This is a genomic window from Paenibacillus sp. HWE-109, from assembly GCF_022163125.1.
GTDB lineage: Bacteria > Bacillota > Bacilli > Paenibacillales > NBRC-103111 > Paenibacillus_E.
In genome coordinates, this window is the sequence record NZ_CP091881.1 from 2,124,207 (window position 1) to 2,151,039 (window position 26,833).

The window sequence follows — 26,833 nt, forward strand, 5'->3', positions numbered from 1 at the left end:
CAATAGAACATTGCCATGAAAGAGGATGTGTATATGCAAAAAGCAACTAGATTACTTTTTGAATTAAAGAAAAATAGAACGATGTTTCTCATGATAGCGCCAGCTGTCATCTATTTCTTCATCTTTAATTATCTACCAATGACTGGAGCCATCGTAGCTTTTAAACACTTTCAATATGACAAGGGCATCTTGTTTAGTCCATGGATAGGGTTTAAGAATTTCAGTTTTTTCTTCCAATCCGGGCAAGCCTGGCTGCTCACCAAAAATACGATACTTTACAATTTAGCCTTTATAGTCACAGGGGTCGTATGTTCGATAGGGATTGCCATCATATTCTCAGAGATCAAGGGGAAGTATTTCAAAAAGATTACGCATGCGGCGATGTTTTTACCTTTCTTTATTTCCTGGGTTGTTGTCGGAGCTTTTGTCTATAGTATGTTGAACTATGAGTTTGGTAGTTTGAACACCTTAATGAAAGGGCTTCATCTTCAACCCGTAGATGTGTATGGCACTCCAGCTTTATGGAAATACATCATTGTCGGTTTCTATCTTTGGAAGACTGTTGGCTATGGCAGCATCATTTACCTTGCGGTGATAACCGGAATAAACCCTGAATTATACGAGGCGGCAGATTTGGATGGTGCTAGCATCTATCAGAAGATCTATCATATTACATTTCCTTTATTGAAAGTTACCATCATGATTATGGTATTATTGCAGATTGGACACATTCTCAGAGGGAATCTGGATATGTTCTATCAATTAGTAGGAAATAACGGGGTGCTGTTCAATGCAACGGATGTGATTGATACGTTTGTATTTAGAGCTTTAATCTCGGCCAATGATATGGGACTGCCATCGGCTATAGGCTTATATCAGAATGCAATTGGTTTTGTAGTCATCCTTACATTCAATTATTTAGCGAAAAAAGTGAATTCCGATTATGCATTATTCTAGGTGGGAGGCCAGCAATGAAAGTTAATCATTCAGCAAGAAGAGATATGCTCACATTTAATATGATTGGATACAGTGTTGTAATTATCTTCACGATAGTATGTCTTATTCCTTTTCTCCTTACTTTATCAGGGTCATTTACAGAGGAATCCTCACTTTTTCAGGATGGTTACAGGCTGATACCCAAGTCAGTTTCACTGGATGCCTACGCGTTGATCTTTAAAAGTCCCAAAGTCATATTTGGCGCTTATGGTGTTACGATTTCGCTTGTTGTGCTAGGCACGGCATTAGGTTTGTTCTTAACTACAATGACATCTTTTGTTCTCCATAGAAAGGATTTCAGGTATAGGAATAAATTTGCCTTTTACTTCTTCTTCACGACATTGTTTAGCGGAGGCATTGTTCCGTGGTACATCATTATGATCAACCTAGGTATGAAAAATAATTACTTGGCGCTTCTTCTTCCCAATCTGCTCTCTGTCTTTAACATTATCATTATGCGCACCTTCTTTACGGCCATACCGGAGAGTATAGGTGAATCCGCGAAAATCGACGGCGCAGGTGATTTTACGATATATCGCAAACTTTATCTACCTATGTCTGTTCCCGCTTTGGCTACGATTGGTTTGTTTTTAGCTATTACCTATTGGAATGATTGGTATCCGGCGATGCTGTTTATTAGCAAAGACGAATTGATCCCCTTACAATACCAACTTTACAAGGTGTTTAATGATATGCAATTTGCCCAACAGGTAGCTTCACAAACGGGGATATCTGTTGGCAATATGCCTTCGGAAACATTCAAAATGGCGATGACCATGGTTACAATTGGTCCGATCATCGTATTGTATCCGTTTTTACAAAAGTATTTCATTAAGGGAATGACGGTTGGAGCTGTGAAAGGATAACCCGGGAAACCGCTTATCAATATATGAAACAGGAGGGTTACAGAAATGAGAAGAAAGATATCCAAAGCTGTTCAAGGTTTAGCCGTTTCACTTCTTATGGTGTCGCTTATTACGGGATGTACAAAAACGGACAATAAAGGAGTGGAGAGCACATCAAGTAATAAGGCAAGCGCCACGCCAGCTCCTGCTGCTGGGAAGCCAGATACTTCAAAGGCGGTTAATCTGACGATGTATCTGACAAACCCTAAATCAGATGATATTCAGATATTGGAAGATGAGCTGAATAAGATGCTGAAGCAGGACATTAATACGACTGTAAAAATTTCTCTACTGACAACCGATGCTTACAAACTGATGTTAACCTCCGGTGAAGATTTTGATTTAGCGTACTCCGCCAGTTGGTTGAATTATGCGGATAATGCCAGAAAAGGAGCGTTTAAAGAAATAACATCTGAAATGTTGAAAACATATGCACCAATGACTGCCAATGAAGAAAAGGCGAAATTAAGCTCTGGTTACGTAGATGGGAAAATGTTCGGATTGCCAGCACCTATAACCAATTACTATTACAACTTATTGCTTGTCAGAGGCGACTTAATGAAAAAGTACAATGTTCCTGACATCAAGTCGTTGGATGACTTAGGCGTATTCCTGGATGCTGTGAAGAAAAATGAGCCTAACATCATCCCTTTCAATTTGGGCAAAAATGATAGCTGGATGCTTCCGGCCGTCTTTTATGGAAGTAATGATATCACGGCGCCAGGGGCAGCAAATTCAACAAGTCCGATTCAGATTAGAAAGACAGACAGCTCTCTTAAACTCAATTATGCTCTTGACATGCCTGAAGTTGTTCAATTCCTTAAAACAATGAAAGATTGGAAAGAAAAAGGCTTCTGGGCAAAAAACACATTGGCAAATCCTGTTAGCATAGGTGATTCATTTAAGAATGGAAAGAGTGCTGTTTCATTCGCGGGCACTGTTGATGGTGCGAATGCAAACTATTTTGACTTTGCAAAAGAACATCCAGATTGGGATGTAAGAGTATTTCCGGCCTTCTTCAAGGGGAGTGTAGATGCGTATTCCTATTCTAATAACTCTATGGTGATCGGGGCCAAATCCAAGAATGCTGAAAGAGCCCTTATGGTTCTAGATTTATTAAGAAATAATGAAAAGTACAATGTGCTGAGTAAGTATGGTGTTGAAGGCAAGCACTATACGCTTAATACTGAAGGTAAAATAAGCTATCCTGGCCCAAGCTTCCAAGGTGGAATATGGGGCGTATCCAACGATAAATTTATCAAAACCCCTGCAGTTACGATGCCGAACTATGCAGATTTGATTAACGATGAGAAGAAGCGGTATAAAGCGAATCCACTCGTAGATTTTGTACTTAATACCAAAGATATCAGCGACGTTGCAGCCAATATAGCGAACCTTTACACCCAATATGGTACACCGCTCTTTATGGGGTTTGTGGATGACGTAGACAAAGCAGTTGAGACGTATAAACAAAAGCTGAAAGAAGCCGGCGTGGAGAAATATGTGGATGCCACTAAAGCGCAGATGGATGAATATTTGAAGAATCATAAATAGTAGGAGGCTAAAAATGTCCAAAATGGTAAAGTGGTTGCTCATTTTCATTCTTGCAGCCGGTATAGTTCCAATAATGGCTGTTCCGTCTGCCGAAGCTTCGGTTCCAGTGACTGTTAGTAATCCTGGTTTTGAAAATGGTCTCACAGGTTGGCAGCAACTTTGGCCCGAAAATCCGGCAATGATCGCTACATCCCCGGTCCATTCAGGCGTCAACAGCCTCGTTCTGAACGATACAAAAATCGATGGGTATTATGGAGTCAACTCGTTACCCATCCCGGCGGTAGAAGGCGAATCGTATAAAGTCACCGTTAGTGCGTATTACGAGACCAATGCATATGGTGTTCTCGTGCTTGCTTTTGACAATAAATCAGGCCAGACGATTAAGGATACCAGGGTATCGGTTTCCGGAGGGCCAGGCAAATGGAGCGAGATGACAGTTTCACTGCAGGCTCCCGCAAATACGGCTTCCGTCAGGGTGCGACTAATCAGCGGTTTAACACAGACGGGAAAAGTATATTTTGACGACGTGAAAGTAGAGAAATTGCCAGTTTTGACAGGCAAGGTTACCGAGATAGGCTTAGGAACTTCCTTACCTTGGGTAAATTTGAACCTGTATGATGTATCGGATACAGCTTTTACCCATCTTATCGCAAGTGCTGTAAGCGCCAAGGACGGCTCGTACACGTTGTCCAACATGGCGCCAGGCTCGTACGTCCTTCGAGCCGTACGAAACGGATTCGTCGCACAAACGTTCTCTGTCCTTGTCGTTGATGGATCCAGTACACCCCTCAATATTCAAATGGTGCCGGATCCTGCTTTCCCGCCACGTCCCGTTTCTGGAACGGTAACGGAGCTTGTATACGGGCAACCTCTCCAAGGTGCGAAGATCAGCTTATTTAAGGAAACTGATCATGAAGCGACCATGGAGTTGACGGCCAGTGTGACGACTAACGCGAATGGGAGCTATTCGTTCCCGGCTGTCGCGCCAGCCGATCGTTATTTTGTCAAAGTAGAAAAGTCTGGTTACGTAACGACACGGGAGCCGGTGTATGTCTACGACGGTCCAGTCTTAGATGCCGATGTACAGGTTCCAATCGAGCCCCCTATTTATACGGCTGCAACCATACCCAAGCCCATTGTCGGTCACCCTAGACTATTCGTCCAAAGTGGGGATATTCCAGGGATACGGGCCAAGCAATCGATGCCGTTCTTCCAGCCTCTTTTTGCAAATTTACAAAATCTGCGAGACACGCAGGGCTACACATCGCGAAGCAATCTGACTTCAACAGCAAATCAAATGCAAACGTTTACATTCCCTTCGATAGAGGAAGCTCGCTATGTACGTCTTGTTAGTCGTGGAAGTACAGGATCAAATGCGCTAGCGATCAGAGAAATCGAAGTCTTCAAGAATGGCTCAGGAGGAGGACGGGTAGAGGTACCTGTACAAGGCGCGACTAGCAGTGCCAAATGCTCGAACTCAAGTGAATTTGCTGCAGACAAGGCGATCGATAAGGATGTGAATACCTTATACTGCAACTTTGACCTTATGGGAACCTTTACCCTGGATATGGGCTCTAATACATTCATTCAATCACTTGATATCATCTTTAATTATGACACCAGCCGCGTCTATCTGTTCGACATTTTGGTATCCAAGGACAACACGAATTGGAAACTTGTCGATCTTGGTATGGGCGGGGGCGCATTGCCGCCAGCTCCTGCTGGCCAAAGCAATATCATAGCTAGTTTGCTTTCGCAGGTGAATGCCAATGCCTTTGCCTATATGCTCGACAGGGAGCACAATCTTGCACAAGGCCAGAAAGCCGTGAATATGGCTATGAATATTGTGGATACCGCGCAATATGTACCAAGGGATTACAATAATAATACCGGTCAGCTCTTGGAAATGGTTGCACTTGTATACGACTGGTGTTATCCATTGCTCACGAATGAGCAAAAGATACATTTTAAGGATGCCATCCTGCGCTTCGCAGCGGATCTGGAGATGCATTATTACGATTCTGGCACTAAAGTTTTTGATTTTGCTCTGGGTACGGGGCATGGTGGCGAAGACCAGTTGTTCCGCCATTTGCTCAGCGCAGCTATCGCCGTTTATGATGAATACCCGAATATTTATAATCGGGTAGTTCCCGAGTTTCTTAACAAAGCTGTACCGGTACGTGATTATTTCTACGCCTCTGATTCCCATCATCAGGGTGGTTCTTACGGAGCTACCCGCTACAGCACAGAATTGTGGGCAACGGCGATTTTCACCAAAATGGGACTACCCAGCCCCTTTTCCATCAAGCAGAGTAAGGTCATTTACAAACAAATCTATGCACGCAGACCGGATGGACAGATGCTGCGGGATGGTGACGAATTTAATTCCGTATACACCCCGCTGAACACGGTATGGCACTACCAACCACTCGCGATGCTTGCTGCTGCTCTTTTTAATGATCCCTATATCAAGAACGAATTTATGGAAACGTATACGCCGAATGAGATGCCGATCTACGAAATTCTGTTACTGGACGGGAACACGGCTTCGCAGGCCAAACCGCCAAACGATCTTCCACTAACACATTACTTTAACGATCCGGAAGCGTCGATGATTGCAAGATCAGGCTGGGACGATGTATCCACGACCACACACCAATCATCCAGCGTTGTCGCCGAGATGAAGATCGGCAACCGTCGCTTCGGCAATCATGAGCATATGGATTTCGGCAGCTTCCAGATTTATTATAAGGGAGGTCTTGCGATCGATTCAGGTATCTACTCTGGTATGACAAACGGAGTAGCCAGTAGTTATTTTGGCCCGCACGATCAATATTACAACAAGCGCACAATCGCTCATAATTCGATGCTAGTGTACGACCCGAACGAACGCCCAACCGGCAACGACGGCGGACAGCGGTGGCTCGATACAGGCCCGACTCGCAGCGGCAACGATGCACAGACGCTTCAGGATGTGTTCGGCAGCAACTACAAGTTTGGGGAAGTGCAGGGACATGCGTTCGGACCCGATCCCATTACACCAGATTACAGCTACATTAAGGGCGATCTATCGTCTGCATACACCGCCAAGATGGAACAGTACCAACGTTCTATGATGTTCCTGAATCTGAAGGATTCGACAAATCCAGCGGCAATGATCGTCTTTGACCGGGTTGTCTCTTCTGATCCGAATTTCAAGAAGTACTGGCTGCTGCACAGCATGGAGGAGCCTATTATAGATGAAGCTACGAAAACGTCGACGATCCGGCGAACAGATAAGGGTGACAGCGGCAAGCTTGTCAATCAAACGCTGCTTCCCCAAGCATCCAATGCCGTTATCCAAAAAGTCGGCGGTCCTGGGCACGAATTCGATGTATTCGGAACCAACTATCCGATAACGCCTACAAATCCGAATAATACCGAAGAACCAGGCGCATGGCGTATTCAGCTTTCGCCGGGAACAGCGGAGAAGGAGGACTTGTTCCTGAATGTGCTGCAAGTCATGGATGGTGACAAACAGCCGTTGCCTATACAGAAGCTGGATGCCCCGGAACTTGTCGGCGTGCAGCTAGCCGATAAAGCAGTCCTTTTCAGCAAGTCGGGCAAGAGACAGTCAGGAACAGTAACTTTTGCCGTCTATAGCGGTTCCAATGAATCGCAATTCATCGTAACGGATCTAGAGCCGGGCTTTTGGAGAATCGAGCATGACGGCGTAGCTCAATTTGGTACAGTCACGAAGGAAGGCAATGTGCTCAGCTTCAACGGTCCTGCGGGAACGACTTACACGTTGACCTCCGTACCGAACATCACAGCACCAGCAGATGCGATCCTTTCCGCAGACATCACCGTGCCGACGAACACCGATGTCAGGGTAACGATTAACTACCCAACTGACGCAGTGGTGAAAGAATACAAAGTGGGCGCTAGCGGCACGTGGACAACATACACAGCACCTGTCGTTGTTGCCGGCAATAACACGGTGTATGCAAGAGGAAAGAATGCTGTTGGCAATGTGTCCCAAGTAACCAACTATGTGGTGAGCAACATCGATAGAACAATACCAACTGCAACAGTGGCCTATAGTCCAGTAAGCGACCAAAGTGTGGTTGCCACAATTGTACCGAGCAAACCGGTTACAATTACAAATAATGGGGGACTGAGCAGCTACACATTTTACCTTGATGGCAGCTATACCTTCGAATTTGTTGATGCAGCAGGAAATCAAGGGACGGCTACAGCAACGGTGAATGATCTTGGTTTGAAGAGCAGAGCCAAACCGGGTACACCAGTCCTCTCTAATGACAATGGGTACGACACAGGACTTCAGGATGGTAACTATCAGGTGACAATGAATATGTGGAACGGCGCAAACGGTAGAATCTATAAGCTTTATGAGAATGACATCGTAATCGATACGAAAATTCTTACCGACAATTCACCATCAGCTCAATCCGCCGTAACATCCATTACCTACAAGCAAAATGGGACTTATCGTTACTATGCAACGCTTACCAATGCATTTGGCACAACAACGAGCAGTACGCATTTGGTAACGGTAACGAACGCAGCGCCAGAAAAAGCGGTGCTTTCGGGCGATAATTGGGATGGGGATGGCAATTACAATGTCAGCATGAATATGTGGTGGGGAACCAACGGCACTTCCTATCATTTATACGAGAACGGCGTTCTCATCGATACACAGGTTTTGGAGAATCGTACACCGACTGCCCAAACCGCCCTAACGTCCTTAGCCAATAAAGCTAAAGGTACCTATGAATATCGAGCTGAACTCATTAACTATGCTGGAGCAACAACAACCGAAAAGATGACTATCACCGTAACGAAGTAGGGCTTCTCATAGAACCAAATTGCGAACGGAGAACGAGGTTATCCCCAAGAGTAGGTATATCTTGAGGGATAGCCTTAATCTCGTATTACTCCAGGTGTTGGCCTATGTTACAATGGGTACAAATTATTAGAATAAGGGGCGTTTGACTGTGATAAAACTTGTTATTGTTGATGATGAGAAGATAACAAGGGAAGGTTTGCTCCAGTATATCCCTTGGCATGATCTTGGCGTTGATGTCGTTGAAATCGCTGGGGATGGGTTTGAAGCGTTGGAAATCGCTGAGCGTTTGCAGCCCGACATCATCTTAAGTGATATAAGGATGCCTGATATGGATGGGATTGAACTTGCAAGCAAACTTAGGGATATTTTACCGCAATGTACAATCCTGTTTTTGAGTGCATATGCAGATAAGGAGTACTTGAAATCGGCTATTCATCTAAAAGCACTCCATTATCTTGAAAAGCCGGTTAACCGGGAAGAAGTGAAAAGTGCAATTAAGGATGCCGTCCAAGCTATTGTTGTAGAAGAGCGAAAAAGAGCAGCAGACGTGGACATGAGGGTAAGATTTGAAAGAAGCAGCAGCGTGTTTAAGGAGAAGCTCGTTCTGGAAATGACGAACGGGCAGGTGCTGCCAGATGAAATTAAGATGTACTTTGCTACTTTACAGCTGGATATGCCGTTAACCGGGGATTTTGTGACCGCCTTAATTAAGCTGGATATCGAATCGGATAGTCAGATAGAGATACAGCAGAAGCATAAGGATCAAATAATAAACTCAGTTGAAACCATCTTTAAAGACCTGCAGATCAAGCATTTAGCGGGTTTTAAGCATACAAACCATATTTTAGTCCATTTTTATGGGCAAAGTATCCGCAATCTATTTTTTTCAGCGAGTTTATTAGATGAGCTTAAGATGAGTATTGAACATATTGTCGGTTTGAAAACCAATTTATTTATCGCTTTGGGAAAGAAAGTACATACGATTTCGGATGTTCAAGAATCCTATTTCACTGCAGCTATCGCTCTCCAAAAGCAGTTTTTTATCGGCCATAACCGGATTGTCCTGTATGAGGAAGAATGTGAAAGTGTGTATGTATTAGATGAATCTTTGAGCAACAGGTTTCTGGCCTTTATCAAAGAACATGAGCAGGAAAAAGCCAAGGATTACATAAGAAGTTTAAATGATGATTTCAGAAGAAATACAAATCTGCTCGTGAATTCAATTAAAAATGTATATTTCAATATGCTTGTGGGATTAAATAAATTTGCTGAAGAGTTCAATATTACGATTATTGAGGATGAACATAAGAAAGATTTCTTATGGGAAATGATTACGAAAATCCCGACCTTAACGGAAATTGAAGTGTATTTGTTGGAGCGGATTGATTTTGTATTCGACAAAATGAAAACGATGGATAATATCGGAGAGAATATTTATCAAATCATGCAGTATATCAGTGAAAACTTTGCAGAAGAAAGCTTAACGATTGCTGCTATAGCGAACAATATGTATTTGACGCCGACTTATATATGCAAGATCTTTAAAAACAAAACGGGGAAAACAATCAACCAATACATTACCGAAGTGAGAATTGAAAAAGCCAAGGGGCTTTTGAAGGAAGAAAAAATAAAGCTATTGGAAATATCACATCGGGTAGGCTATCTTAGTCCCAATCATTTTGCTAAAACCTTCAAAAAATTGACGGGAATGAATCCTTCGGAATTCAGAGAAAGGCATTTCTTATGACATTCAGCATAAAAAACGTCGTATTGAAGTATATATTGGATCAAAAAATTAAAAAGAAATTATTTATTACCTATTTTGTATTAATTATCATACCGCTGTTGATTTTTTCATTGATCGCATACCACAAAATTGCGCAAACAATCCAGAACAACACGATGTTTTCTGTTAAACAATCGTTCGATCAAGCCGTCTTTTCTTTTTCATCCAGAGTGGAGAATGCCAAGAATATGTCGGATTTAATCATTCTTGATGCCGAAGCTACCCGAGCCTTCAGTAAAATGATTGTACCCAATGAAGAAATTCCCCATCAAATCAATGATTATACGTATTTGAGCAGGTTATTTACCTATTTGCAGCGAAATGCGGATGTCTTCCATATCCGTCTGTTTATCCCTGACAATCTCATGTATTCCGGTGATGGACAAAACTTTTTCAGCTTGGAAGCAGCGTACGATAAGAAGTGGTATGAAGACTTACTAAACAAGTCAGTCAATATTTTGTGGTACCCTACGACATCTGTAACGATAGATTCTTCCGGGAAGACGATCGAAGAAAGGGTTTTGTCAGCTTTGCGTCTGGTGAAAAAACCAGATGACTATACTAAGAATATAGCTGTTTTGAGCATTGATATCCTGGAGAGTGATATTCATAGCATGCTTAAAAAGGCTGCTGATCTAACGGAAACAGGAATTGTATACATCGAAAACAGCGAAGGTATCATTCAGTCCAGCACATCCTTGGGCATAACAGAAAATTGGAGAGTTCCAGAAAAATATTCGAATGCTTTGCACGAGGGAGATTGGCAGAAAATAAAGATTAACGACGAAATGGCTTTTGTGGGCTATAAAAATATTGAGAAAACGGATTTGCGGATTGTATCGGTCGTTCCCTTAAAGGAAATCCTTGCTTCAAGCAGCCATGAAAGAAATTCGTTGATCGTATTACTGCTTGTAATGGGAGCGTTAGCTTACCTGTTGGCTTATTTCATTTCTGCTTCAAGCACCAAACGGATTTACAATCTAGTTGATAACATGCGGCGGGTTCAAAAGGGTGATTTGTCCGTAACCATTTCAAAGGATAGCAGAGACGAAATCGGTGAGCTGGCAGTCAATTTTAATTTTATGATAAAAAAAATAAATGAATTAATCGAGGAACAATACAAGAGCGGGCAGGAGGTTAAGGAAGCAGAGCTTAAATTGGTTCAAGCAGAGTTCAAGACCTTACAGGCTCAGATTAATCCGCACTTTCTTTACAATACGTTGGATTTAATTAATTGGATGGCCATCAAATATAATTGTCCGGATATCGAATCTTTGATTTATTCCTTGTCGCGGTTCTATAAACTAAGTTTAAGAAAAGGTGCAGACATTGTGACGATTCGCGATGAAGCAATGCATATCCAAACCTATTTGCAAATTCAAAATTATCGGTTTGAAAATTGCGTGCAATTGGAATTGGATGTTGCCAGCATTCAACCGTATAGAATTCCTAAAATCACGTTGCATCCTCTTGTTGAGAATTCGATTATGCACGGCATTTATAAAAAATCCGGGAGCACCGGCACCATTAAGATAAGCGGAAAGCTGGAGAATGACCATCTTATTATGTATATCGAGGATGACGGAGTTGGCATGACGGAAGAGCAAATTGAGCGGATTTTTCAACACACTGATCCAGATGAACAAACGGATGACTTGCATGGATTCGGGATTAGAAACGTCAACGAAAGGTTGAAGCAACACTTTGGGAGTTCTTATGGTTTAACTTATCGAAGTAAATTGGGAGAGGGGACAACGGTCGAAATCCGAATTCCGCTCCACATTTGATCATGGGAACACAAAAACCTCCTTCTCCTTGGAATAAACTCAGGATGAGGAGGTTTAATATCGTGAACACACCTGCGGCTTCGTCGCAGATTTGAATTAAGTTATTCGAAATAAATCGCTTTCCCGGTCCTCGAAGATTCATAGATAGCTTCCAATATTTGTGTGACAACTAGCGCTTGCTCAGGTTTTACCAACGGCTCCGTATCATGAAGTATGCAATCGAGCCACATCCGCGCTTCCAGATCGCTTGGGCTTTCTTCGCTGCCTTCAAAAAAATCAACTCCGCCTACGCTCATATCGGTGGTGGTTGCGAACATTCTGCCCATTCTTTCGCCGTTAATGCGAAGACCGTCACGCATATCCGCTCCACCTTCTGTACCGCAAAGCGTCGTTTTTGCCTCAAGGGTGTCAAGTGAGTTGAGTGCCCAACTGGATTCAAGTATAACGGTCGCTCCATTCTGCATGGTAATGAAACCGAACGCAGAATCTTCTACTGTAAACTTTTCAGGATCCCAAGGTCCCCAGAAGTTTGCTGCATTTTCTTTGCGGCTAAGCTTGTTGAAAGTTGATCCCAGGACACATTTTGGTGCATAATTGTTCATCATACGCAAGGTTAAATCCAGTGCATGGCTGCCGATGTCGATGAGCGGGCCGCCGCCTTGTTTCTCTTGGTCCAGAAAGACGCCCCAGGTGGGAACCCCACGTCTGCGGATGGCATGAGCTTTGGCAAAATAAATGTCCCCAAGCTCGCCATTATCGCAAATTTGCTGCAAGTAACGACTGTCCGGCCGGAAGTTATTCTGGTAAGCAATCGATAGCTTTTTGCCGGTCCGTCTAGCTGCATCCAACATGGCTTGCGCCTCAGCTGCATTCTTGGCCATCGGTTTCTCGCACATGACATGCTTGCCGGACTCCATTGCCGCAATAGAGATCTCGGCATGTGAGTCGTTTGGTGTACATACATAGATCACATCGATAGCGTCATCCTTAAGGATTTCCCTATAATCGTAATAAGATTTTGCCCCAATAGCACCATGTTTTGCCGCAGCTCTTTCTGCTTTATCGACAATAATATCGCAGAAAGCGACCATTTCCAGCTCTTTCAATTTGGCAAGCGCAGGGAAATGCTTCTCGAATGCAATGCCGCCGCAACCAATAATTGCCGCTTTAAGTTTCTTAACCATCTTAATCGACCTCCGCAAATAGTTCATTTTTACAACCCGCTTCAGGGGAGTTGTTCATTTCAGCTCTATTATAGGGCGAACGAGTGCTGCGATGAAATGAAGGATGTCATTGAAACATGAACAATATGATTGAGTTTCAGTTGAGTTTCAGGGATTGGTGATTTGATGGATATTTGACCCGCTGTTGGAGTTTTCAAGTGGTGATGCCCCATGACAACTCAAAATAAAAAACAGAAATCTATCTGCTTGAAAAGGACTGATAACTATTCATGCATATTTGGAATGCGCTGGGAATTGATCCCAGTAGTGACAGTTCCGTCATTAAGAGAGCTTACGCGAAGCAGTTGAAACTCCATCACCCTGAGGAAGACCCGGAGGGTTATCAACGGTTGCGGGAAGCTTATGATCAAGCGCTTAGGCAGGCCAAACAGCAGAGTAACCGATCAGTCAACCGTATTGTTTCGGAGGAAGAAGTTGAGCAGCAGGAAAGTCAGCATGTGTCTGTTTCTAACCGCATCATGATCCTGCCAGAGCAGGATCATGTACCTCGCAGTCCTGAACATCAATTAGATGAGTTTATGGGTAAGGTCAAAATGATATACAACACTTTCATATCACGAATCGATACAGATTATTGGTTGGAACTAATGAATGACGATGTCATGTGGAATGTAAATCTTCAACGTTCCGTTTACGAACGAATGCTCAATTTTTTAGAAAGTCATCCTTATTTGCCAAGATCGGTTTGGCAACTGCTCGAAGGCAGTTTTCGATGGAAGGAGAAAGCGCAAGAGGATCGGGATTTGTTTTCCAAACGGTATCCTAATGTGTTTATTTATGCACTTGAGGATCAGCAATATGCGACAAGCTTGCGGTATTCGTTCCTTGCAGATGCAGGAAACATTGATTACGATGCCTTTCTGCATTATCGGGTAATGGCGTTGAGAGCGCTCAAAGACCATGACTTACAGACTGCGGAAGAAATGCTGAATAAGGCCTGCGAAGTGTTTCCCAGTGATCCGGATTTGCTTCGCCTTCAAGGGGAATTTTACTTTCGAACGGATGATTTAAATCGTGCTCTTATTGCCTTCGATCATTGTATTCGTATTGCTCCTGACGATATGGATTCTTATTTCTATCGCTCTCGTATTTACTATAAACAAGACAAGCTGGTTGATGCGATTCAGGATTTAGACTATCTTCTTTCTAAAATGCCAGAAAATCTGGATATGTTATCTCTTTTGGGAAAATGTTATATCAAGTTGGGACAATTAAACCAAGCTAGAGAAAGCTATCATCGGATACTGGACATCCATTCGAACGATATCGAAGCACTTGTTTATCTTGCGGATTTCGAGAGGTCCACAATTAAGCAAAAGAGCTTTGGGCAATCGGAGGAATTAGAGCCTACAGATGAGATGGAACTCCAACTGAGTGCTCAGCCTCCCTTACTGGCGTTATTTGCAAAAATTAAAGAGCTGTTATTTAAGCTTGCAAAACTATTTTAGTATTAGCTTTCGGTGGTCTATGGAGCAAGTAGAAAGGAGTTGTCTTTGTTTCAAAATGGATTATTACAATCTCGAAGCTCGCCAACAATTATCTTTATATATTCATGCACTTTCGTCTTTTTGCTTGAAAGGGCATAATCCTTATCCTTTTGCCAAAAATATGCACCTAATATTCGAAAATAAAAGTCGGTTGCGTCAATTGCTGTACAAATGGGAAATCGATGATGCCGAAATGCTAAAAGAGAAGTTGGACTGGTTCTTTCAAACTGGGCACAGAAAAGAGTTTCGTGACAGTAGTATGCTGCTCTCAGGGCTTTCAATATCGGAACGCGCTGAATATATACAATCACTGCCTGACGGGGATCCAAGGAGAGCAAAGCTGATTGTCTCCAATCATTATTTGACACGCTTGCCAGTGGAAGGCATAGCTGCATACGATCATTCTTGGTGCGTATATGCTTGCTGCGCGGGATATGAACTCGGATATTTAACGGAAGAGGATAAATGGAGAATGGTGACTGTCAGTGCTCGGGATGTTAGAAAATCATATTCAAGCTGGAAGGACTATGCTATCGGATATGCGGCAGGAGCGGACTTCACAGAGTCTTCTTCTTCTTTTGAATATGTGAATAAAAACCAAGATTTCCTTATTAAGCTGCTTATTGCTCCAGACAGTCCGCTAAGACATATTAGCTTTGGGTGTTGAGATGTAGTCTATACCACTATCGAGAAAAGAGATGATTACACTATGATAAAGAAATTTCTACCAAATGTTTTTTTAGTTATATGGGCGCTAAGTGCACTGGGTGCTACAATTGCTCACCAATTCTTCACTGAACGGGTTGCGGCTGCATCGGTTTGGGGAATGGCTGCCGGTTGGCAGCGGGAGATTGGATATTTCGACTTAGTTCTGGCGTGCACAGCTCTTTATTCCGTATTTACTCGAGATTCAGCTCTTAAAAAGTATCTATGTATGATTCTGCCTACGCTCAGCATCTTACTAGGGGGAAATCATCTCGTCACATTTTGGCAGTCTGGTCAATTACTTCACTTTCAATGGTCTGCTCTAAATGGTCTTGCTATTATTTTCGGTTATGCTTCTTTATTCTTATTGAACACTCCTGAACAAAAACACTAGAAAACATTGCAGAAACTTTAGCTATAGCAGCTGAGGTTTTTTCTTTATAATAGGGGTATGCTAAACTTGACCTATAAACAAAATTTTCCAGAAAAACAAGGAGGTGATGCCCATGACAACGAACAACAAACTCAATAGATTATCCAAGGAAAAGTCGCCGTATTTGCTGCAACATCAATACAATCTGGTAGATTGGTTCCCTTGGTCAGACGAGGCTTTTGAAATCGCCAAACGCGATAATAAGCCAGTCTTCTTATCTATTGGGTATAGCTGACGTTGGATATCTGGAGAACTTGTCATTGGTGCCACGTCATGGCACACGAATCTTTCGAAGACCAAGCTGTAGCAGACATGCTAAACAAGGACTTCATCTCCATCAAAGTCGATCGTGAAGAACGGCCGGATGTCGACCACATCTACATGGCGGTATGCCAGGCGATGACAGGCCGAGGCGGCTGGCCGCTGACGGTGTTCCTGACGCCGGAGAAGAAGCCTTTCTTCGCAGGAACGTACTTCCCGCGCAGCCGTAAGTATAACCGAGCTGGATTCGTAGAGATCATAGCCCAGATGGCAGCGAAGTGGAAGGAAGACCCGGAACGCATTCGTGAGGTAGGGGAGCAGGTTATGCAAGATATGACAAGTCGACTGCTTGAGCATCGTATGGGTGGCGAGGTTTCGGAGGAAACGCTCCATGAGGCATTCCGTTTGTATGAGCGTACATTTGATCCAGCGAACGGTGGCTTTGGCAGCTCGCCCAAGTTTCCGACCGCTCAAAATCTATCGTTTCTACTAAGGTATTATTATAAAACCGGTAAGGAAAAAGCGCTTGAAATGGTTGAAAAGACGCTCGATGCTATGCATCGTGGAGGGATGTACGACCACATCGGATTCGGATTTTCGAGATATTCCGTCGATGAGAGATGGTTGGTTCCTCATTTTGAAAAGATGCTGTATGACAACGCATTGCTAGTTATGACCTATATAGAAGCTTATCAAGTGACAGGAAAAGAGAAGTATGCGGAGGTCGCAGAGCAGATCATCACTTACGTGCTTCGCGATATGACGGATGAGGGCGGAGCGTTCTACTCCGCTGAGGATGCGGATTCCGAAGGCGAGGAAGGCAAGTTCTATGTCTGGACGCCAGATGAAGTGGAGGTCGTTCTTGGCATAGACGAAGGCGATCTTTATTCGGAGCTGTACGATATTACGGAGTCGGGGAATTATGAGGGGCGTAATATCCCGAATTTGATTGACACGACTCTGGTGTCGTTTGCGAAGCGGAAGCAGATTCCCCTAGAGGAGCTGAAGCAGCGGATTATGGCGGCCCGTGCCAAGCTGTTCGCGCACCGCGAGCAGCGCATTCATCCGGGCAAGGATGATAAGATTCTGACCTCGTGGAACGGTCTGATGATTGCTGCGCTGTCCAAGGCTGCGCGCGCCTTGGACAAACCTTCTTACGCGGAGGCTGCCGCGAAAGCCGCGGATTTCCTGCTTCGCGAGCTGCGCCGCGAGGATGAGCGTTTGCTCGCCCGCTATCGCGACGGCGAAGCTGCTTTCCTCGGCTACGTGGACGATTATGCATTCCTCGTATGGGGCTTGATCGAGCTGTACGAGACCACGTTCGAGCTGCGCTACCTCCGTGAAGCAGTCCAGCTGAACGCCGAGATGCTTCGCCTCTTCGGAGACGAAGAGAAGGGCGGGCTCTTCTTCTACGGCAGCGATGCCGAGCAGCTGCTCACCCGCCCCAAAGAGATCTACGACGGCGCGATGCCGTCGGGGAACGGGGCCGCCGCGCTGAACCTGCTGCGGCTATCCAGGCTGACCTACGACGCGAAGCTGTCGCAGGCAGCCGATGTCCAGCTCCAGGCGTTCGCCGGAGCTGTTGCCGCTTACCCGCCGGGCTATGCGCTGACGCTGGCCGCGCTGGATTTCGCTTGCGGCGAAGCCAGCGAAATCGTCATCGCCGGCGACCCGGCGAAGCCGCAGACGCAGCAGATGCTGCGCACGGTGCAGCGGCAGTATCTGCCGAATACGCTGCTGATTCTTCACCCGCCAGGAGAGGCTGGCGAAGAAGTGCGCAAGCTTATTCCGCTTGTGCAAGACAAGCTGCAGCTTGGTGGGCAGGCTACAGCTTACGTATGCCAGAATTTTGCCTGCCAAGCGCCAACGCAAGATCTGGAGGACCTCGCAAATCTTACTTCCTGAGATACTTTCTCGTCTAGAAGCCTACATCTTAATTCGATACAGGATCCTGCTCCGCCCGGCTGAATCCTTTAACGATTAGCCATACAGCCAACACCATTTGTTGAAAGGCTATTGGCATGTTCAACATCATGTAGGCTGCATCCAGATCGATGAAGCGAATCATAAATAATAAGCTTGCCAATATGGACAATGCAGATCCAATAACACCCCAAACGGACAACCAACGTGGAACTAGTTTTGTTTGGTAGAATAGGCAGTTAAACAAGAACATAGCCAAAACAAAGGCCAGTGTCGTTGCGACATGGTTCACCAAATCACGTCCGGCTTGCAACAATCTACCCAAGGTCTGGAAGTACGATATCTCCAGAGTTCCCACTTTTGTGAATTCGTGGCTTAATGTCAATAGCAGGAGAAGAATGATTACACCAATAATAATGAACGCACCTGCAATAATGCCGAACGCAACAGATCCAAGAGCTAAACCTTTATTAAGCTTACTTAAAATCGGATACATCAAAATAGGAATACCAACATAGGAAACAACCATTAACAATTGGAAAAACGCGCCCAGTAGTACTTGGTTTTCATTTGCAAAAGCTTCGCCAAGGTAGTCTGCTCCATCTATAACAGGAACAACACTAAATATACCTGCAACTATCCCGGCAATTAATAACACGCCAGTAATTACAGCAGTCCTTCTACCTGAATTCCTCAACAGTCTCAACCTCCCTGAAATAGCTGCTTTTCTAATAAAATATCAGGAAAAGGTAAGCCGCAACAGATACTTTAGTATGGTTAATTCTCTTTCAGAAGCAGCAGCAAAGAAATTATTGAACTAATTTATCCTCGAAAGAGTGATAATAATTATCATTATTGGTTACAATGTCTATAGAGGGCGAAAAAGAGGCCTCGAAGGCCTCTTCTTTTCGAACTTTCGCTTCTTTCAAGCAGTTAAGCATTCCATTCTTGCGGTCAGTTAAACTTTCGGTTCAAAAGTCTTACAATCGGTTTCTTCGGAATTACGAGCTTGATTGCTGCCGTGGTGGCTCACGACATAAATCGAGTTCGCGTTGCATTTGTTGCCACTAGCCCAGTTTTTACAGGAATTCACTTCACAAAGGACATCTTTTGCCATGTTTATTTCACCTCCTTTACCTTCTAGGGTGGGCGAAATAGGCCTATTTTTATACATAGTCTGGAAATGAATTATTTCCGGAGGATAGCATTACCGTTTTGCTGCGTCGTTACATATACTTGGAGGAAGGGATTTTACTTCAAGGGGTTGATTTTATGGCCGAAAAAGAGCTGCAAACTTGTGTGCGCTGTCACTATGTCGCGGATAAGGAAGAACGGTATTGCATTCGATGCGGGGCGCCGCTGAAAAATAAGTGCACGAAGGAGAAATCGCTTCTTCACAAAGGGTGCAGTAAAGTGAATAAAGCGGATGCCAAATTCTGCTCGGATTGCGGCACGGCAACGATTTTCAGTGAATTAGGTTTAATTTAATGGAAAAAGAGCACCCCCGGTGGAACTTGGGGGTGCTCTTTGCTTTTCAGGTTGCAGCTATTTATTTTGCAAAATCATTTTCCATAAATCCGCTTGATCGTAGCCAAGCCGCCAAGCCGCAACACCGGCAATGTCGTATTTTTTGGCCATATCCAGACGAGCTTTGACGGTTGCCTCATCTTCCAACCAGAATACATAGGTAAATCCATTTTCCTGATATTCGATTTTGTACTGTTCAAACGTTTTGTCCCACGTCTTTGTGGTTGTTTTGGATGCCATCAGGGCAGGGATATCTTTCATAAGCACGGTTCGGTTGCCTTGCAAGGCACCAGCAGCATCCAGCTTCCACTCGCGAACATAGTAGGGAATTCCAAGAATTATTTTGTCCCGCGGAATGCCATAGGAAAGGAATTCTTGTATGCCGCCGTCTGTCCAAGGAAGTCCGGAAACAGATCCGGCCGATGTGCTGCCTTTGTAGAACTGATCGTAAGCCATGATAGCTACATAATCGACCAAGCTGCCCAGCTTCTCATGATCGAACGCAGAAAGATGATTCCATTTGACACTGCCGCGAGGAAGGTCGATGGAGACAACCAAGCTGTGCAGGTGGGCATAAGTGGTTAATTTGGTCATGAAGGCTGTAAAAGCATTGCGGTCCGATCCAGCCAGACTCTCGAAATCCACATTAATGCCTGGAACACCGAGTTGAACGGAGCGGTCTACCAGAGCGGTAATAAATTTATCCTGGGCCGCGCTATCTGCCAGAAATTGTGATGTTAAGGTTGAATTGAATTGATTATTGACTAGCGGGTACACGGTGTAGCCGTTTTTTTGCAGCCATTTGACCGTATCAGCGTTGGAATTATCTTTCAATCCGCCGCCTGCATCAGCAAGTTCAAAATAGCTGGGAGAATCGACATCCAGTCCAATTGTGTTGTTCACTTGCGCTTTGATCGTATCTGCGCCTGATTGGCCGTTCCAGCCCCATACTTGAAGTTTTTTGAAATTATCCCACAGCAGCGTATGGTCTAATGTTTGAATGGAGGCATTGCTGTACTGCACGCTGTAGTTTAATGCTTCCGGAATGGTTTTAAACTCGCCGATGAGCGCTGTGTTTTGCAGGACTTGGTAAGAGGCGAAGTTATTCCAAATTTTATGTCCTTCTTTGAAAATGGCGCTATGTCCCCATTGTGTTGCATAGGCGATGGCCTCATCAAGGGAAGTAAAGTCTTGTAAAAAGGAATCGTTCTGAAATACTTTATACGTTTTAAGATTGCTGTACACGGTTTGATTGGTTGTCGTATTGACAACGGTTGAATTTCCCCATTTCAGAGATTCCTTGATCGCATCTTCGAGCGAAGCGAATTTCCAATTATCAGCTGAAAAGGTCCCTTGATACACTTTATAAGCGGGCTCCCCGGAGCTTACAAGCTTTTTGACATCAGAGGCGATGTTATCCCATACCCATTGGTTGTTGTCCAGGTTGATGATGTGGGCGCTGCCCCACTTTTTGGCTTCAGCCATGGCTTCATTCAAGGTAAGGAATTTCCAGCTGTCCAGGGTAATTTCATTCTGATAGACCTGGTATCTCGGATAATTATTCCAAGCCCAGCCTGTGGATTGCAGATCTCGTACGCTTGCGTTCGTCCATTTCTTAGCTTCAGCAATGGCGGCATCGAGCGTGGTGAATTGCCATTCCGGCAAGGTTGCATCCAATTGATAAACCTGATAGCGGGGGAAATTGTTCCACAGCCATTTGCGCGAACCGATTTCTTCTACGTGGCTATTGGTGAATCCCTTGGCAAACGCTTCAGCTTGCGTATACGAAGCGAATTCCATCAGCACGTGATTGTATTGGTAAACGCGGTATTTGGTCGTTTTGTCAGGTGTGGTGGCACCTGCGGCATGAACCGCATGAGGTACGGTCATGGCTAGCAGCAAAGTGCCAGCAAGCATCCATTTTCCAATCTTCATCTATCACGCCTCTTTCTAGTAATCTACTCTATTGGACGTTTCAAATGGGAGAATGGTTGCGTTGGAAAATGATAGAAAGCATGAAGATATTGTCTGAGAGATTGGACGATGGCACGACTTTCGAGTAACATGAAGAGAATAGAAGCATTGTCGTGATTACAACAAGGTGGAGGAACAGGAATGAAGCAATATCCGGAAGCTTATCTCGATTATTTACTTTATTTTCATGCGGAGCGGGACTATTTTGAGTGCCATGAAGTGATGGAGGAGTTCTGGAAGGAGCATCCAGGAGATGAACGCGGCAGAACATACGTGGCTCTGATCCAAATCGCCGTGGGGATGTACCACATTCGCCGTGGGAATCGCATAGGCGCGCTCAAAATGCTGCAAAGTGCAAAAGCCAATGCGGAAGCGATTCATATCAGCTCGCTTGGACTGGATTCCGATAAGCTTCAGCACTTATTAAGTGAAACGTTAAGGCTAATTGAACATAATGTATATAGCTACGATGATATTAATTTACCGATTGCCGATCCCGAGTTAGCCGCTTGGTGCATGGAGGCATGTGAGCGTAAAGGATGGACATGGCTAGCGCCAAGTCCGTTGCAGGATGAGCAGCTTACCCATAAGCATACGAAGCGGGATCGCTCCGAGGTCATTCTAGAGAGAGCAAGACAACAGCAAATCCGCAAAGAAAAGGGTGGAGCGAAGTGATTTCGGAAGGAAAAATTCTTGTTGTGGATGATGAACCCAATATTGCCGAGGTGGTCCGCTTGTATTTGGAGCATTCCAATTATGAAGCGATTTTGCTGCCGCGCGGACAGGAGGTGCTCCAAACCATTGCCGCAGAGAGGCCTCATTTGGTACTGCTGGACATTATGCTGCCGGATATTTCCGGGTATGAACTCTGTGATCAAATTCGCAAGATGGATGCGCCTTTTCACCAAACACCGATCATTTTCCTGACAGCCAAAGGAGAGTCTATCGATAAATTAAGAGGCTTTAATCTAGGTGTTGATGATTATTTGGTCAAGCCTTTTGATCCGAATGAGCTGATTGCCCGCATTAAGGCTGTTTTGCGTCGTACTGTGCAAATAGCAAGCGAACCCGCTAATCCTCAGAGTGCTTCCCGCAAATGGCTTGAAATTGGCAATATTGTCATCGATTTGGACCAGTACCGGGTCACGGTTGGCGGGAAAAGAGTGGAGTTGACACCGAAGGAAATCGAATTGCTATTTTTCCTGACAACGCATCCAGGTCGGGTATTTACAAGGGAAGATTTACTTGGTTATGTGTGGAATTTTGATTTTACAGGCGGTACGCGAACGGTGGATGCCCATGTGAAAAATTTGCGCAAAAAACTTGGGCAGCATGACATGTGGAACATTCAAACATTATGGGGGATCGGCTACTCGTTTGAGGTGGTTCAACATGGCTAAGGTCAGACGATGGATCGTGAGCAAGTACAACAGTCTGTATCTGAAAATATTTCTGTCTTTTCTGGCGACTTGTGTGCTTTTCTTCGCGGGCCTTTTCCTGTTCTGGAACTACTATTTTACGGATTTATTTTATAAAGATAAGATCGAATTGATGGAGAAACGCAATGTGGAAGTCACGCGCTTAATGAATTCTGTCCAAGATGGGACTATTACAACGCGGGAATTGAAATACACTATTCGTATTTTGGCGCGAAGCATCAATGGACAAGTATGGCTCGTGGATGAGAAAGGCACTATTCTGAATGGCTCCTCTGATAGTGAAGGCCGAGGAATCCCGAAGCAGATGGATGCCTTGTTCATCGATGGCTTGCATGGTCATTCCGGTTACGGAATGGTCGGTTTGACGATGCCGGACGGGCGGGAAATTAACCTGTTTACCTATCACGCTCCTTATCAGCTCAATGGTCAGCCGATGGTCATTATCCTGCATTTTCCAGCGGGGGATATCAGTGAGGCGATATCTGCCGTGCGTGTGAATATTATGGTGCCGCTGCTCTTCTCGCTGCTTGCCGTCGGATTCATTCTCTTTGTAATTTCCCGCAAGCTGGCTGGGCCGCTTCAACAAATGAATCGCGCTGCGCTCGAGCTGGCGCATGGCGATTTCACCACTCGAGTTCCGATCACCTCGCATGATGAGGTGGGTCAACTCGCTGCCAGTTTCAACTTCATGGTGGATCAACTAGAAGAGTGGGAAGGAACCAGGCAAGAATTTCTAACTAATGTGTCGCATGAGCTGCGTTCTCCGCTAACAACGCTTCGTGGTTTCATCGTTGCTATGAACGATAAGGTCATTCCGGAGGAGAAATATTCACATTACTTGCGCATTTGCGATCAAGAGGTTCAGCGTCTTCAACGTCTGGTTACGGATTTACTCGATTTGGCGCAAATTCAGAATGGCATAGATGTGTTTCGGATGAGGCCGGTGATTATGGCAGAAACGCTGGAGAATTCATTGGAGCTATTGAAGGCACCCATTGCTGTAAAGCAAATTTCACTTCATGTTATTCTTCCGGATCCGCTGCAGGAGCCAGCGCAAGTGGCGTTGGATCCGGATCGTTTTGCCCAAATTGTGCAGAATTTGATCTACAATTCGCTCAAATTCACGTCCGAAGGCGGGACGTTGACGGTTGCCTTGAAGGAACAAGAACATGAGGTTCATATGTACATCAGGGACACTGGGGCAGGGATGACAGATGCCGAGCTTGCTCGTATTTGGGACCGCTTCTACAAAGCTGATGAGGCCAGAACCTCGCGATCCGATGTGTCAACAGGTACCGGTCTTGGTCTGACGATTGTGAAGCATTTGGTAACGGGGATGGATGGAACCATTCAAGTGCGCAGCCGAGTGGGGGAAGGTACCGAGTTTTGTGTTACTTTTCCGCGAATTGCGTAGTTTGTTTACAATTTTTTTACAAGTTAAGCAAACTTAATTCATGTTTATTTCGTATCCTGTTGCTAGTGGACAGGATTTTTTGTTTTGGAGGTGTATGTAAGATTAGGTACACACAAAAAGTGATAGCAAGTATCACACTCTTGGCCTGCCTGTTAAGTGCTTGCAGTCATCCCTTGACTGTTACGGATTCAGCAGCGATAAAGGCTGCGCCTTCTCCAACGGCCGGGCACACTTCACCAGAAGATCGCCCGAATGAAGATGTTCAGAATCTGACGGAGATGCGGCTGGTCATGCTGTTTCAAGCTTTGCTTCGCATGGATCGCAATGCCTCTTTGACCATATCGGCCAAGCAAGCCGTGGCCATGCTGCCCTACATTCGTGAAAGCATGGAAGAAGGAAGTATGAATGATACCGAACGCAAGCAAGTCCTTGGCAGCTTAACGAGCGAGCAAAGAACTTTTTTGGACGAACAATCCAAACAAGTGAATAAGCGCATCAAAGAGCGGGTGGATAAACCGCATGCTGAGCTGTCACAGGAAGAACGCGAGAAGCGAATCAACGCTTTCATCGAGCAACGAAAAGCAGAACGGGCAGTCGAAGCTGGCCAAATTGATCGAGTGGATGGGGGAACTCAGCAATTAGATCCTCGAAGTATGGGGAAGAGCATTGAACAACAACTCGTGGAATTACTTGTTTCCAAGCAAGATTAGGTTGGCAGTCATGAATGAAAAGACAACTAAGAGCATGCGCAATAAATCAACTTCGGTCGAATTATCCCTAAGGAGGAAGCAACTTCATGAAATGGTATCGCAGCAAGTGGCTTATTGTAAGTATCGCGGTCATCCTGTGCGCTGGGGGTTCCTATGCCTATCTGGCAAAAGGAAAGAAAACGAAAGCAGCGGATGTCAAAGAGGTGACGGCCGATGTGAAGAAAGGGAATATTCGTTCTTCGGTATCCGGTACAGCGCAATTCGAGCCTAAGGAAACACAAACGATCACAATTACACAGGATGCGAATATTAAATCGATAAATTTGAAACGAAATCAAGCCGTCAAAGCCGGTGATGTGCTGATTGAACTCACCAGCTCCAGCTTGGAGAGTGATCTGCAAGACGCTCAGCTTAATTATGAGCAGCTACAGAAGGATTTGAGTTCACTTGAGCAGCAGCAAGGGTTAATGGGCGTAAGAGCGCCGGTTTCCGGCAAGCTTACATATGCAACCAATCTAGACCTCGGTTCATCGATTAATAAATCAACGAAAATTGCTACGATCGCCGATGTGAGCACTTTGACAGTCACACTTCCTTTCTTCGTGGAAGATGCAGCGCAGCTTCATAAGGGTGATGCCGTAGATATTACGTTAGATGGTTTTATGATTACGAAAACGGGAACGATTCAAACGATTTCCAAGGACCCCAAGTCCGATGGGAAGGGCGGCAAATTGATTGATATCGACATTACGGTTCCGAATGATAACTCCATGGACGCAGGCACCAATGTACTTGGTTCTGTGACGATTGGCGGACGTGCTGTCGATTCACAAGCCAAAGGCGCACTGCAGTATCAGAAAGTGACAACGATTCTGGCCGGGACAACGGGTAACGTGTCTACGCTGCCTTTCAAAACCGGGAATATGGTTCATCAGGGCGATCAGATTGCCTCCTTTGTGAATGATACGCTCGGTGATGATATTCTAGCCAAACAATCAGCGCTTGAACGTCAGAAACTGAAAGTGGCAGCAGCTCAGGATAAAGTGGATAATCTCAAAATTGTCGCGCCTTTCGACGGTGTGTTCTCCACGGACTTCGTCAATAAGAGAAATGATATTCTAGGCAACTATCAAGCCGGAAGCAAAGTAAATAGCGGAACACAGCTGGGCGCTGTGGCTAGTTTTGCCAAAATGCAGCTGCCCGTCCAAGTCGATGAGTTGGATCTTCCCAACATTAAGACGGGGATGAAAGCGGAGATTAAGGTGGATTCTTACCCAGGCCGCGTGTTCCCAGCAGAAGTTACGCAAGTTTCTACGGTAGGGACAACAACGAATGGCGTTACCTTCTATGATGTGGTGCTAGCTGCTGACAATAAGGATAATGTGTTGAAATATGGGATGACGGCAACAGGTGAAATCCTGATTCAAGATAAGAAAGATATTCTCTACATCCCGCCTGAAGCTCTTCAATCGCAAAAAGGAAAACGCGTCGTTACTTTGAAAAAAGCGGACGGTACGTTAGAGACAGAGCATGAGGTTACGATTGGGATTCGCTCCAAGACACAAGTCGAGATAACAGATGGGCTTAAAGAAGGCGACAAAGTCGTGTTGCCTGGTGTAAAAAGACAGCAAAATTTAAGTCAGGACGAAATAAATCGTTTGAGACAGCAGTTCCAGCAAAACGGAGGCGCAGGCGGTGCAGGCGGCTTTGGTGGCGGAGGCTCAGGAGGATTCCAAGGCGGCGGAGCTGGTGGAGCGGGAGCTGGCGGCAATACAGGAGCTGTCCGGACCAACGGCGGTGGCGGTGCTAGATAATACTGCTGGGAAGGGAGCTATTGTG

21 protein-coding genes are annotated in these 26,833 nt (G+C 44.9%); 17 read left to right on the forward strand and 4 right to left on the reverse strand.

Going from position 1 to position 26,833, the window contains the following annotated elements; genetic code table 11:
• Nucleotides 1-33 precede the first annotated feature (33 nt).
• The 6 genes from LOZ80_RS08435 to LOZ80_RS08460 all read left to right on the forward strand — a co-directional run bounded on the left by LOZ80_RS08435 (nt 34) and on the right by LOZ80_RS08460 (nt 11,877).
• On the forward strand, nt 34-957 hold the full coding sequence (locus LOZ80_RS08435) for an ABC transporter permease (protein ID WP_238171010.1): 924 nt from the start codon (nt 34-36) through the stop codon (nt 955-957).
• A 14-nt stretch (nt 958-971) separates the two neighbouring features.
• Nucleotides 972-1,862, forward strand: coding sequence for a carbohydrate ABC transporter permease (locus LOZ80_RS08440; RefSeq protein WP_238171011.1), 891 nt, complete (start codon nt 972-974; stop codon nt 1,860-1,862).
• 45 nt (nt 1,863-1,907) lie between these two features.
• A complete protein-coding gene (locus LOZ80_RS08445) occupies nt 1,908-3,455 on the forward strand; it encodes a DUF3502 domain-containing protein (protein WP_238171012.1) in 1,548 nt (515 codons plus the stop codon).
• Between the two features lie 13 nt (nt 3,456-3,468).
• Nucleotides 3,469-8,304: a heparin/heparin-sulfate lyase HepB gene (hepB, locus tag LOZ80_RS08450; RefSeq protein ID WP_238171013.1), complete on the forward strand. Its 4,836-nt coding sequence runs from the start codon at nt 3,469-3,471 to the stop codon at nt 8,302-8,304.
• Nucleotides 8,305-8,452: 148 nt separating this feature from the next.
• A complete protein-coding gene (locus tag LOZ80_RS08455) occupies nt 8,453-10,051 on the forward strand; it encodes a response regulator (protein ID WP_238171014.1) in 1,599 nt (532 codons plus the stop codon).
• A complete protein-coding gene (locus tag LOZ80_RS08460) occupies nt 10,048-11,877 on the forward strand; it encodes a cache domain-containing sensor histidine kinase (protein ID WP_238171015.1) in 1,830 nt (609 codons plus the stop codon). Before LOZ80_RS08455 ends, LOZ80_RS08460 begins: the two co-directional genes overlap by 4 nt.
• Nucleotides 11,878-11,978: 101 nt before the next feature.
• On the opposite strand, the gene LOZ80_RS08465 is transcribed toward LOZ80_RS08460, so the two are convergent.
• The gene (locus tag LOZ80_RS08465; protein ID WP_238171016.1) at nt 11,979-13,061 is read right to left on the reverse strand and encodes a Gfo/Idh/MocA family protein; all 1,083 of its coding nucleotides are present in this window, start codon (nt 13,059-13,061) and stop codon (nt 11,979-11,981) included.
• A 269-nt stretch (nt 13,062-13,330) separates the two neighbouring features.
• Between LOZ80_RS08465 and LOZ80_RS08470 the strand changes: the two genes are divergently transcribed.
• The 5 genes from LOZ80_RS08470 (at nt 13,331) to LOZ80_RS08485 (ending at nt 17,912) form a co-directional block, all read left to right on the forward strand.
• Nucleotides 13,331-14,569 (forward strand): J domain-containing protein, encoded by a 1,239-nt coding sequence (locus LOZ80_RS08470; protein ID WP_238171017.1) that lies wholly within the window; start codon nt 13,331-13,333, stop codon nt 14,567-14,569.
• A 19-nt stretch (nt 14,570-14,588) separates the two neighbouring features.
• Complete coding sequence (locus LOZ80_RS08475) at nt 14,589-15,275, forward strand: DUF1266 domain-containing protein (RefSeq protein WP_238171018.1); 687 nt, start codon at nt 14,589-14,591, stop codon at nt 15,273-15,275.
• Between the two features lie 42 nt (nt 15,276-15,317).
• A complete protein-coding gene (locus LOZ80_RS08480) occupies nt 15,318-15,707 on the forward strand; it encodes a hypothetical protein (protein ID WP_238171019.1) in 390 nt (129 codons plus the stop codon).
• Between the two features lie 112 nt (nt 15,708-15,819).
• Complete coding sequence (locus tag LOZ80_RS39310; protein ID WP_337951009.1) at nt 15,820-15,981, forward strand: DUF255 domain-containing protein; 162 nt, start codon at nt 15,820-15,822, stop codon at nt 15,979-15,981.
• Between the two features lie 38 nt (nt 15,982-16,019).
• Nucleotides 16,020-17,912 (forward strand): thioredoxin domain-containing protein, encoded by a 1,893-nt coding sequence (locus LOZ80_RS08485; RefSeq protein ID WP_337951010.1) that lies wholly within the window; start codon nt 16,020-16,022, stop codon nt 17,910-17,912.
• A 28-nt stretch (nt 17,913-17,940) separates the two neighbouring features.
• Here LOZ80_RS08485 and LOZ80_RS08490 read toward each other — a convergent pair whose 3' ends face one another.
• Together LOZ80_RS08490 and LOZ80_RS08495 are read right to left on the reverse strand one after the other, a co-directional pair.
• Nucleotides 17,941-18,627 (reverse strand): DUF4386 domain-containing protein, encoded by a 687-nt coding sequence (locus LOZ80_RS08490; protein WP_238171020.1) that lies wholly within the window; start codon nt 18,625-18,627, stop codon nt 17,941-17,943.
• A gap of 261 nt (nt 18,628-18,888) precedes the next feature.
• Nucleotides 18,889-19,047, reverse strand: coding sequence for a DUF1540 domain-containing protein (locus LOZ80_RS08495; RefSeq protein ID WP_238171021.1), 159 nt, complete (start codon nt 19,045-19,047; stop codon nt 18,889-18,891).
• Nucleotides 19,048-19,202: 155 nt separating this feature from the next.
• On the opposite strand from LOZ80_RS08495, the gene LOZ80_RS08500 reads away from it, so the two are divergent.
• Complete coding sequence (locus tag LOZ80_RS08500; protein WP_189014451.1) at nt 19,203-19,418, forward strand: hypothetical protein; 216 nt, start codon at nt 19,203-19,205, stop codon at nt 19,416-19,418.
• A gap of 57 nt (nt 19,419-19,475) precedes the next feature.
• On the opposite strand, the gene LOZ80_RS08505 is transcribed toward LOZ80_RS08500, so the two are convergent.
• Nucleotides 19,476-21,392, reverse strand: coding sequence for a glycosyl hydrolase family 18 protein (locus LOZ80_RS08505; protein ID WP_238171022.1), 1,917 nt, complete (start codon nt 21,390-21,392; stop codon nt 19,476-19,478).
• Between the two features lie 180 nt (nt 21,393-21,572).
• Here LOZ80_RS08505 and LOZ80_RS08510 point away from each other — a divergent pair, with 180 nt between their 5' ends.
• The 5 genes from LOZ80_RS08510 (at nt 21,573) to LOZ80_RS08530 (ending at nt 26,808) form a co-directional block, all read left to right on the forward strand.
• Entirely contained in the window at nt 21,573-22,106 is a 534-nt protein-coding gene (locus LOZ80_RS08510) for a DUF309 domain-containing protein (RefSeq protein WP_238171023.1), read from the forward strand.
• On the forward strand, nt 22,103-22,831 hold the full coding sequence (locus LOZ80_RS08515; protein WP_238171024.1) for a response regulator transcription factor: 729 nt from the start codon (nt 22,103-22,105) through the stop codon (nt 22,829-22,831). The genes LOZ80_RS08510 and LOZ80_RS08515 overlap by 4 nt, the downstream gene beginning before the upstream one ends.
• Nucleotides 22,824-24,284, forward strand: coding sequence for a sensor histidine kinase (locus LOZ80_RS08520; protein ID WP_238171025.1), 1,461 nt, complete (start codon nt 22,824-22,826; stop codon nt 24,282-24,284). The genes LOZ80_RS08515 and LOZ80_RS08520 overlap by 8 nt, the downstream gene beginning before the upstream one ends.
• A gap of 119 nt (nt 24,285-24,403) precedes the next feature.
• Nucleotides 24,404-24,994 carry a hypothetical protein gene (locus tag LOZ80_RS08525; RefSeq protein ID WP_238171026.1) on the forward strand — a complete coding sequence of 197 codons (591 nt, stop codon included), beginning with the start codon at nt 24,404-24,406 and terminating at the stop codon, nt 24,992-24,994.
• Between the two features lie 86 nt (nt 24,995-25,080).
• Nucleotides 25,081-26,808 (forward strand): efflux RND transporter periplasmic adaptor subunit, encoded by a 1,728-nt coding sequence (locus LOZ80_RS08530; RefSeq protein WP_238171027.1) that lies wholly within the window; start codon nt 25,081-25,083, stop codon nt 26,806-26,808.
• The last annotated feature ends 25 nt before the right edge of the window (nt 26,809-26,833 follow it).

Bases quoted from the DNA above. Each gene is read 5' to 3' on its own strand.
- LOZ80_RS08460 (WP_238171015.1), top strand. From the start codon at position 10,048: ATGACATTCAGCATAAAAAACGTCGTATTGAAGTATATATTGGATCAA.
- LOZ80_RS08530 (WP_238171027.1), top strand. From the start codon at position 25,081: ATGAAATGGTATCGCAGCAAGTGGCTTATTGTAAGTATCGCGGTCATC.
- LOZ80_RS08480 (WP_238171019.1), top strand. From the start codon at position 15,318: ATGATAAAGAAATTTCTACCAAATGTTTTTTTAGTTATATGGGCGCTA.
- LOZ80_RS08470 (WP_238171017.1), top strand. From the start codon at position 13,331: ATGCATATTTGGAATGCGCTGGGAATTGATCCCAGTAGTGACAGTTCC.
- LOZ80_RS08505 (WP_238171022.1), bottom strand. From the start codon at position 21,392: ATGAAGATTGGAAAATGGATGCTTGCTGGCACTTTGCTGCTAGCCATG.
- LOZ80_RS39310 (WP_337951009.1), top strand. From the start codon at position 15,820: ATGACAACGAACAACAAACTCAATAGATTATCCAAGGAAAAGTCGCCG.
- LOZ80_RS08440 (WP_238171011.1), top strand. From the start codon at position 972: ATGAAAGTTAATCATTCAGCAAGAAGAGATATGCTCACATTTAATATG.
- LOZ80_RS08445 (WP_238171012.1), top strand. From the start codon at position 1,908: ATGAGAAGAAAGATATCCAAAGCTGTTCAAGGTTTAGCCGTTTCACTT.
- LOZ80_RS08485 (WP_337951010.1), top strand. From the start codon at position 16,020: ATGGCACACGAATCTTTCGAAGACCAAGCTGTAGCAGACATGCTAAAC.
- LOZ80_RS08435 (WP_238171010.1), top strand. From the start codon at position 34: ATGCAAAAAGCAACTAGATTACTTTTTGAATTAAAGAAAAATAGAACG.
- LOZ80_RS08520 (WP_238171025.1), top strand. From the start codon at position 22,824: ATGGCTAAGGTCAGACGATGGATCGTGAGCAAGTACAACAGTCTGTAT.
- LOZ80_RS08510 (WP_238171023.1), top strand. From the start codon at position 21,573: ATGAAGCAATATCCGGAAGCTTATCTCGATTATTTACTTTATTTTCAT.
- hepB (WP_238171013.1), top strand. From the start codon at position 3,469: ATGTCCAAAATGGTAAAGTGGTTGCTCATTTTCATTCTTGCAGCCGGT.
- LOZ80_RS08465 (WP_238171016.1), bottom strand. From the start codon at position 13,061: ATGGTTAAGAAACTTAAAGCGGCAATTATTGGTTGCGGCGGCATTGCA.
- LOZ80_RS08495 (WP_238171021.1), bottom strand. From the start codon at position 19,047: ATGGCAAAAGATGTCCTTTGTGAAGTGAATTCCTGTAAAAACTGGGCT.
- LOZ80_RS08475 (WP_238171018.1), top strand. From the start codon at position 14,589: ATGGAGCAAGTAGAAAGGAGTTGTCTTTGTTTCAAAATGGATTATTAC.
- LOZ80_RS08500 (WP_189014451.1), top strand. From the start codon at position 19,203: ATGGCCGAAAAAGAGCTGCAAACTTGTGTGCGCTGTCACTATGTCGCG.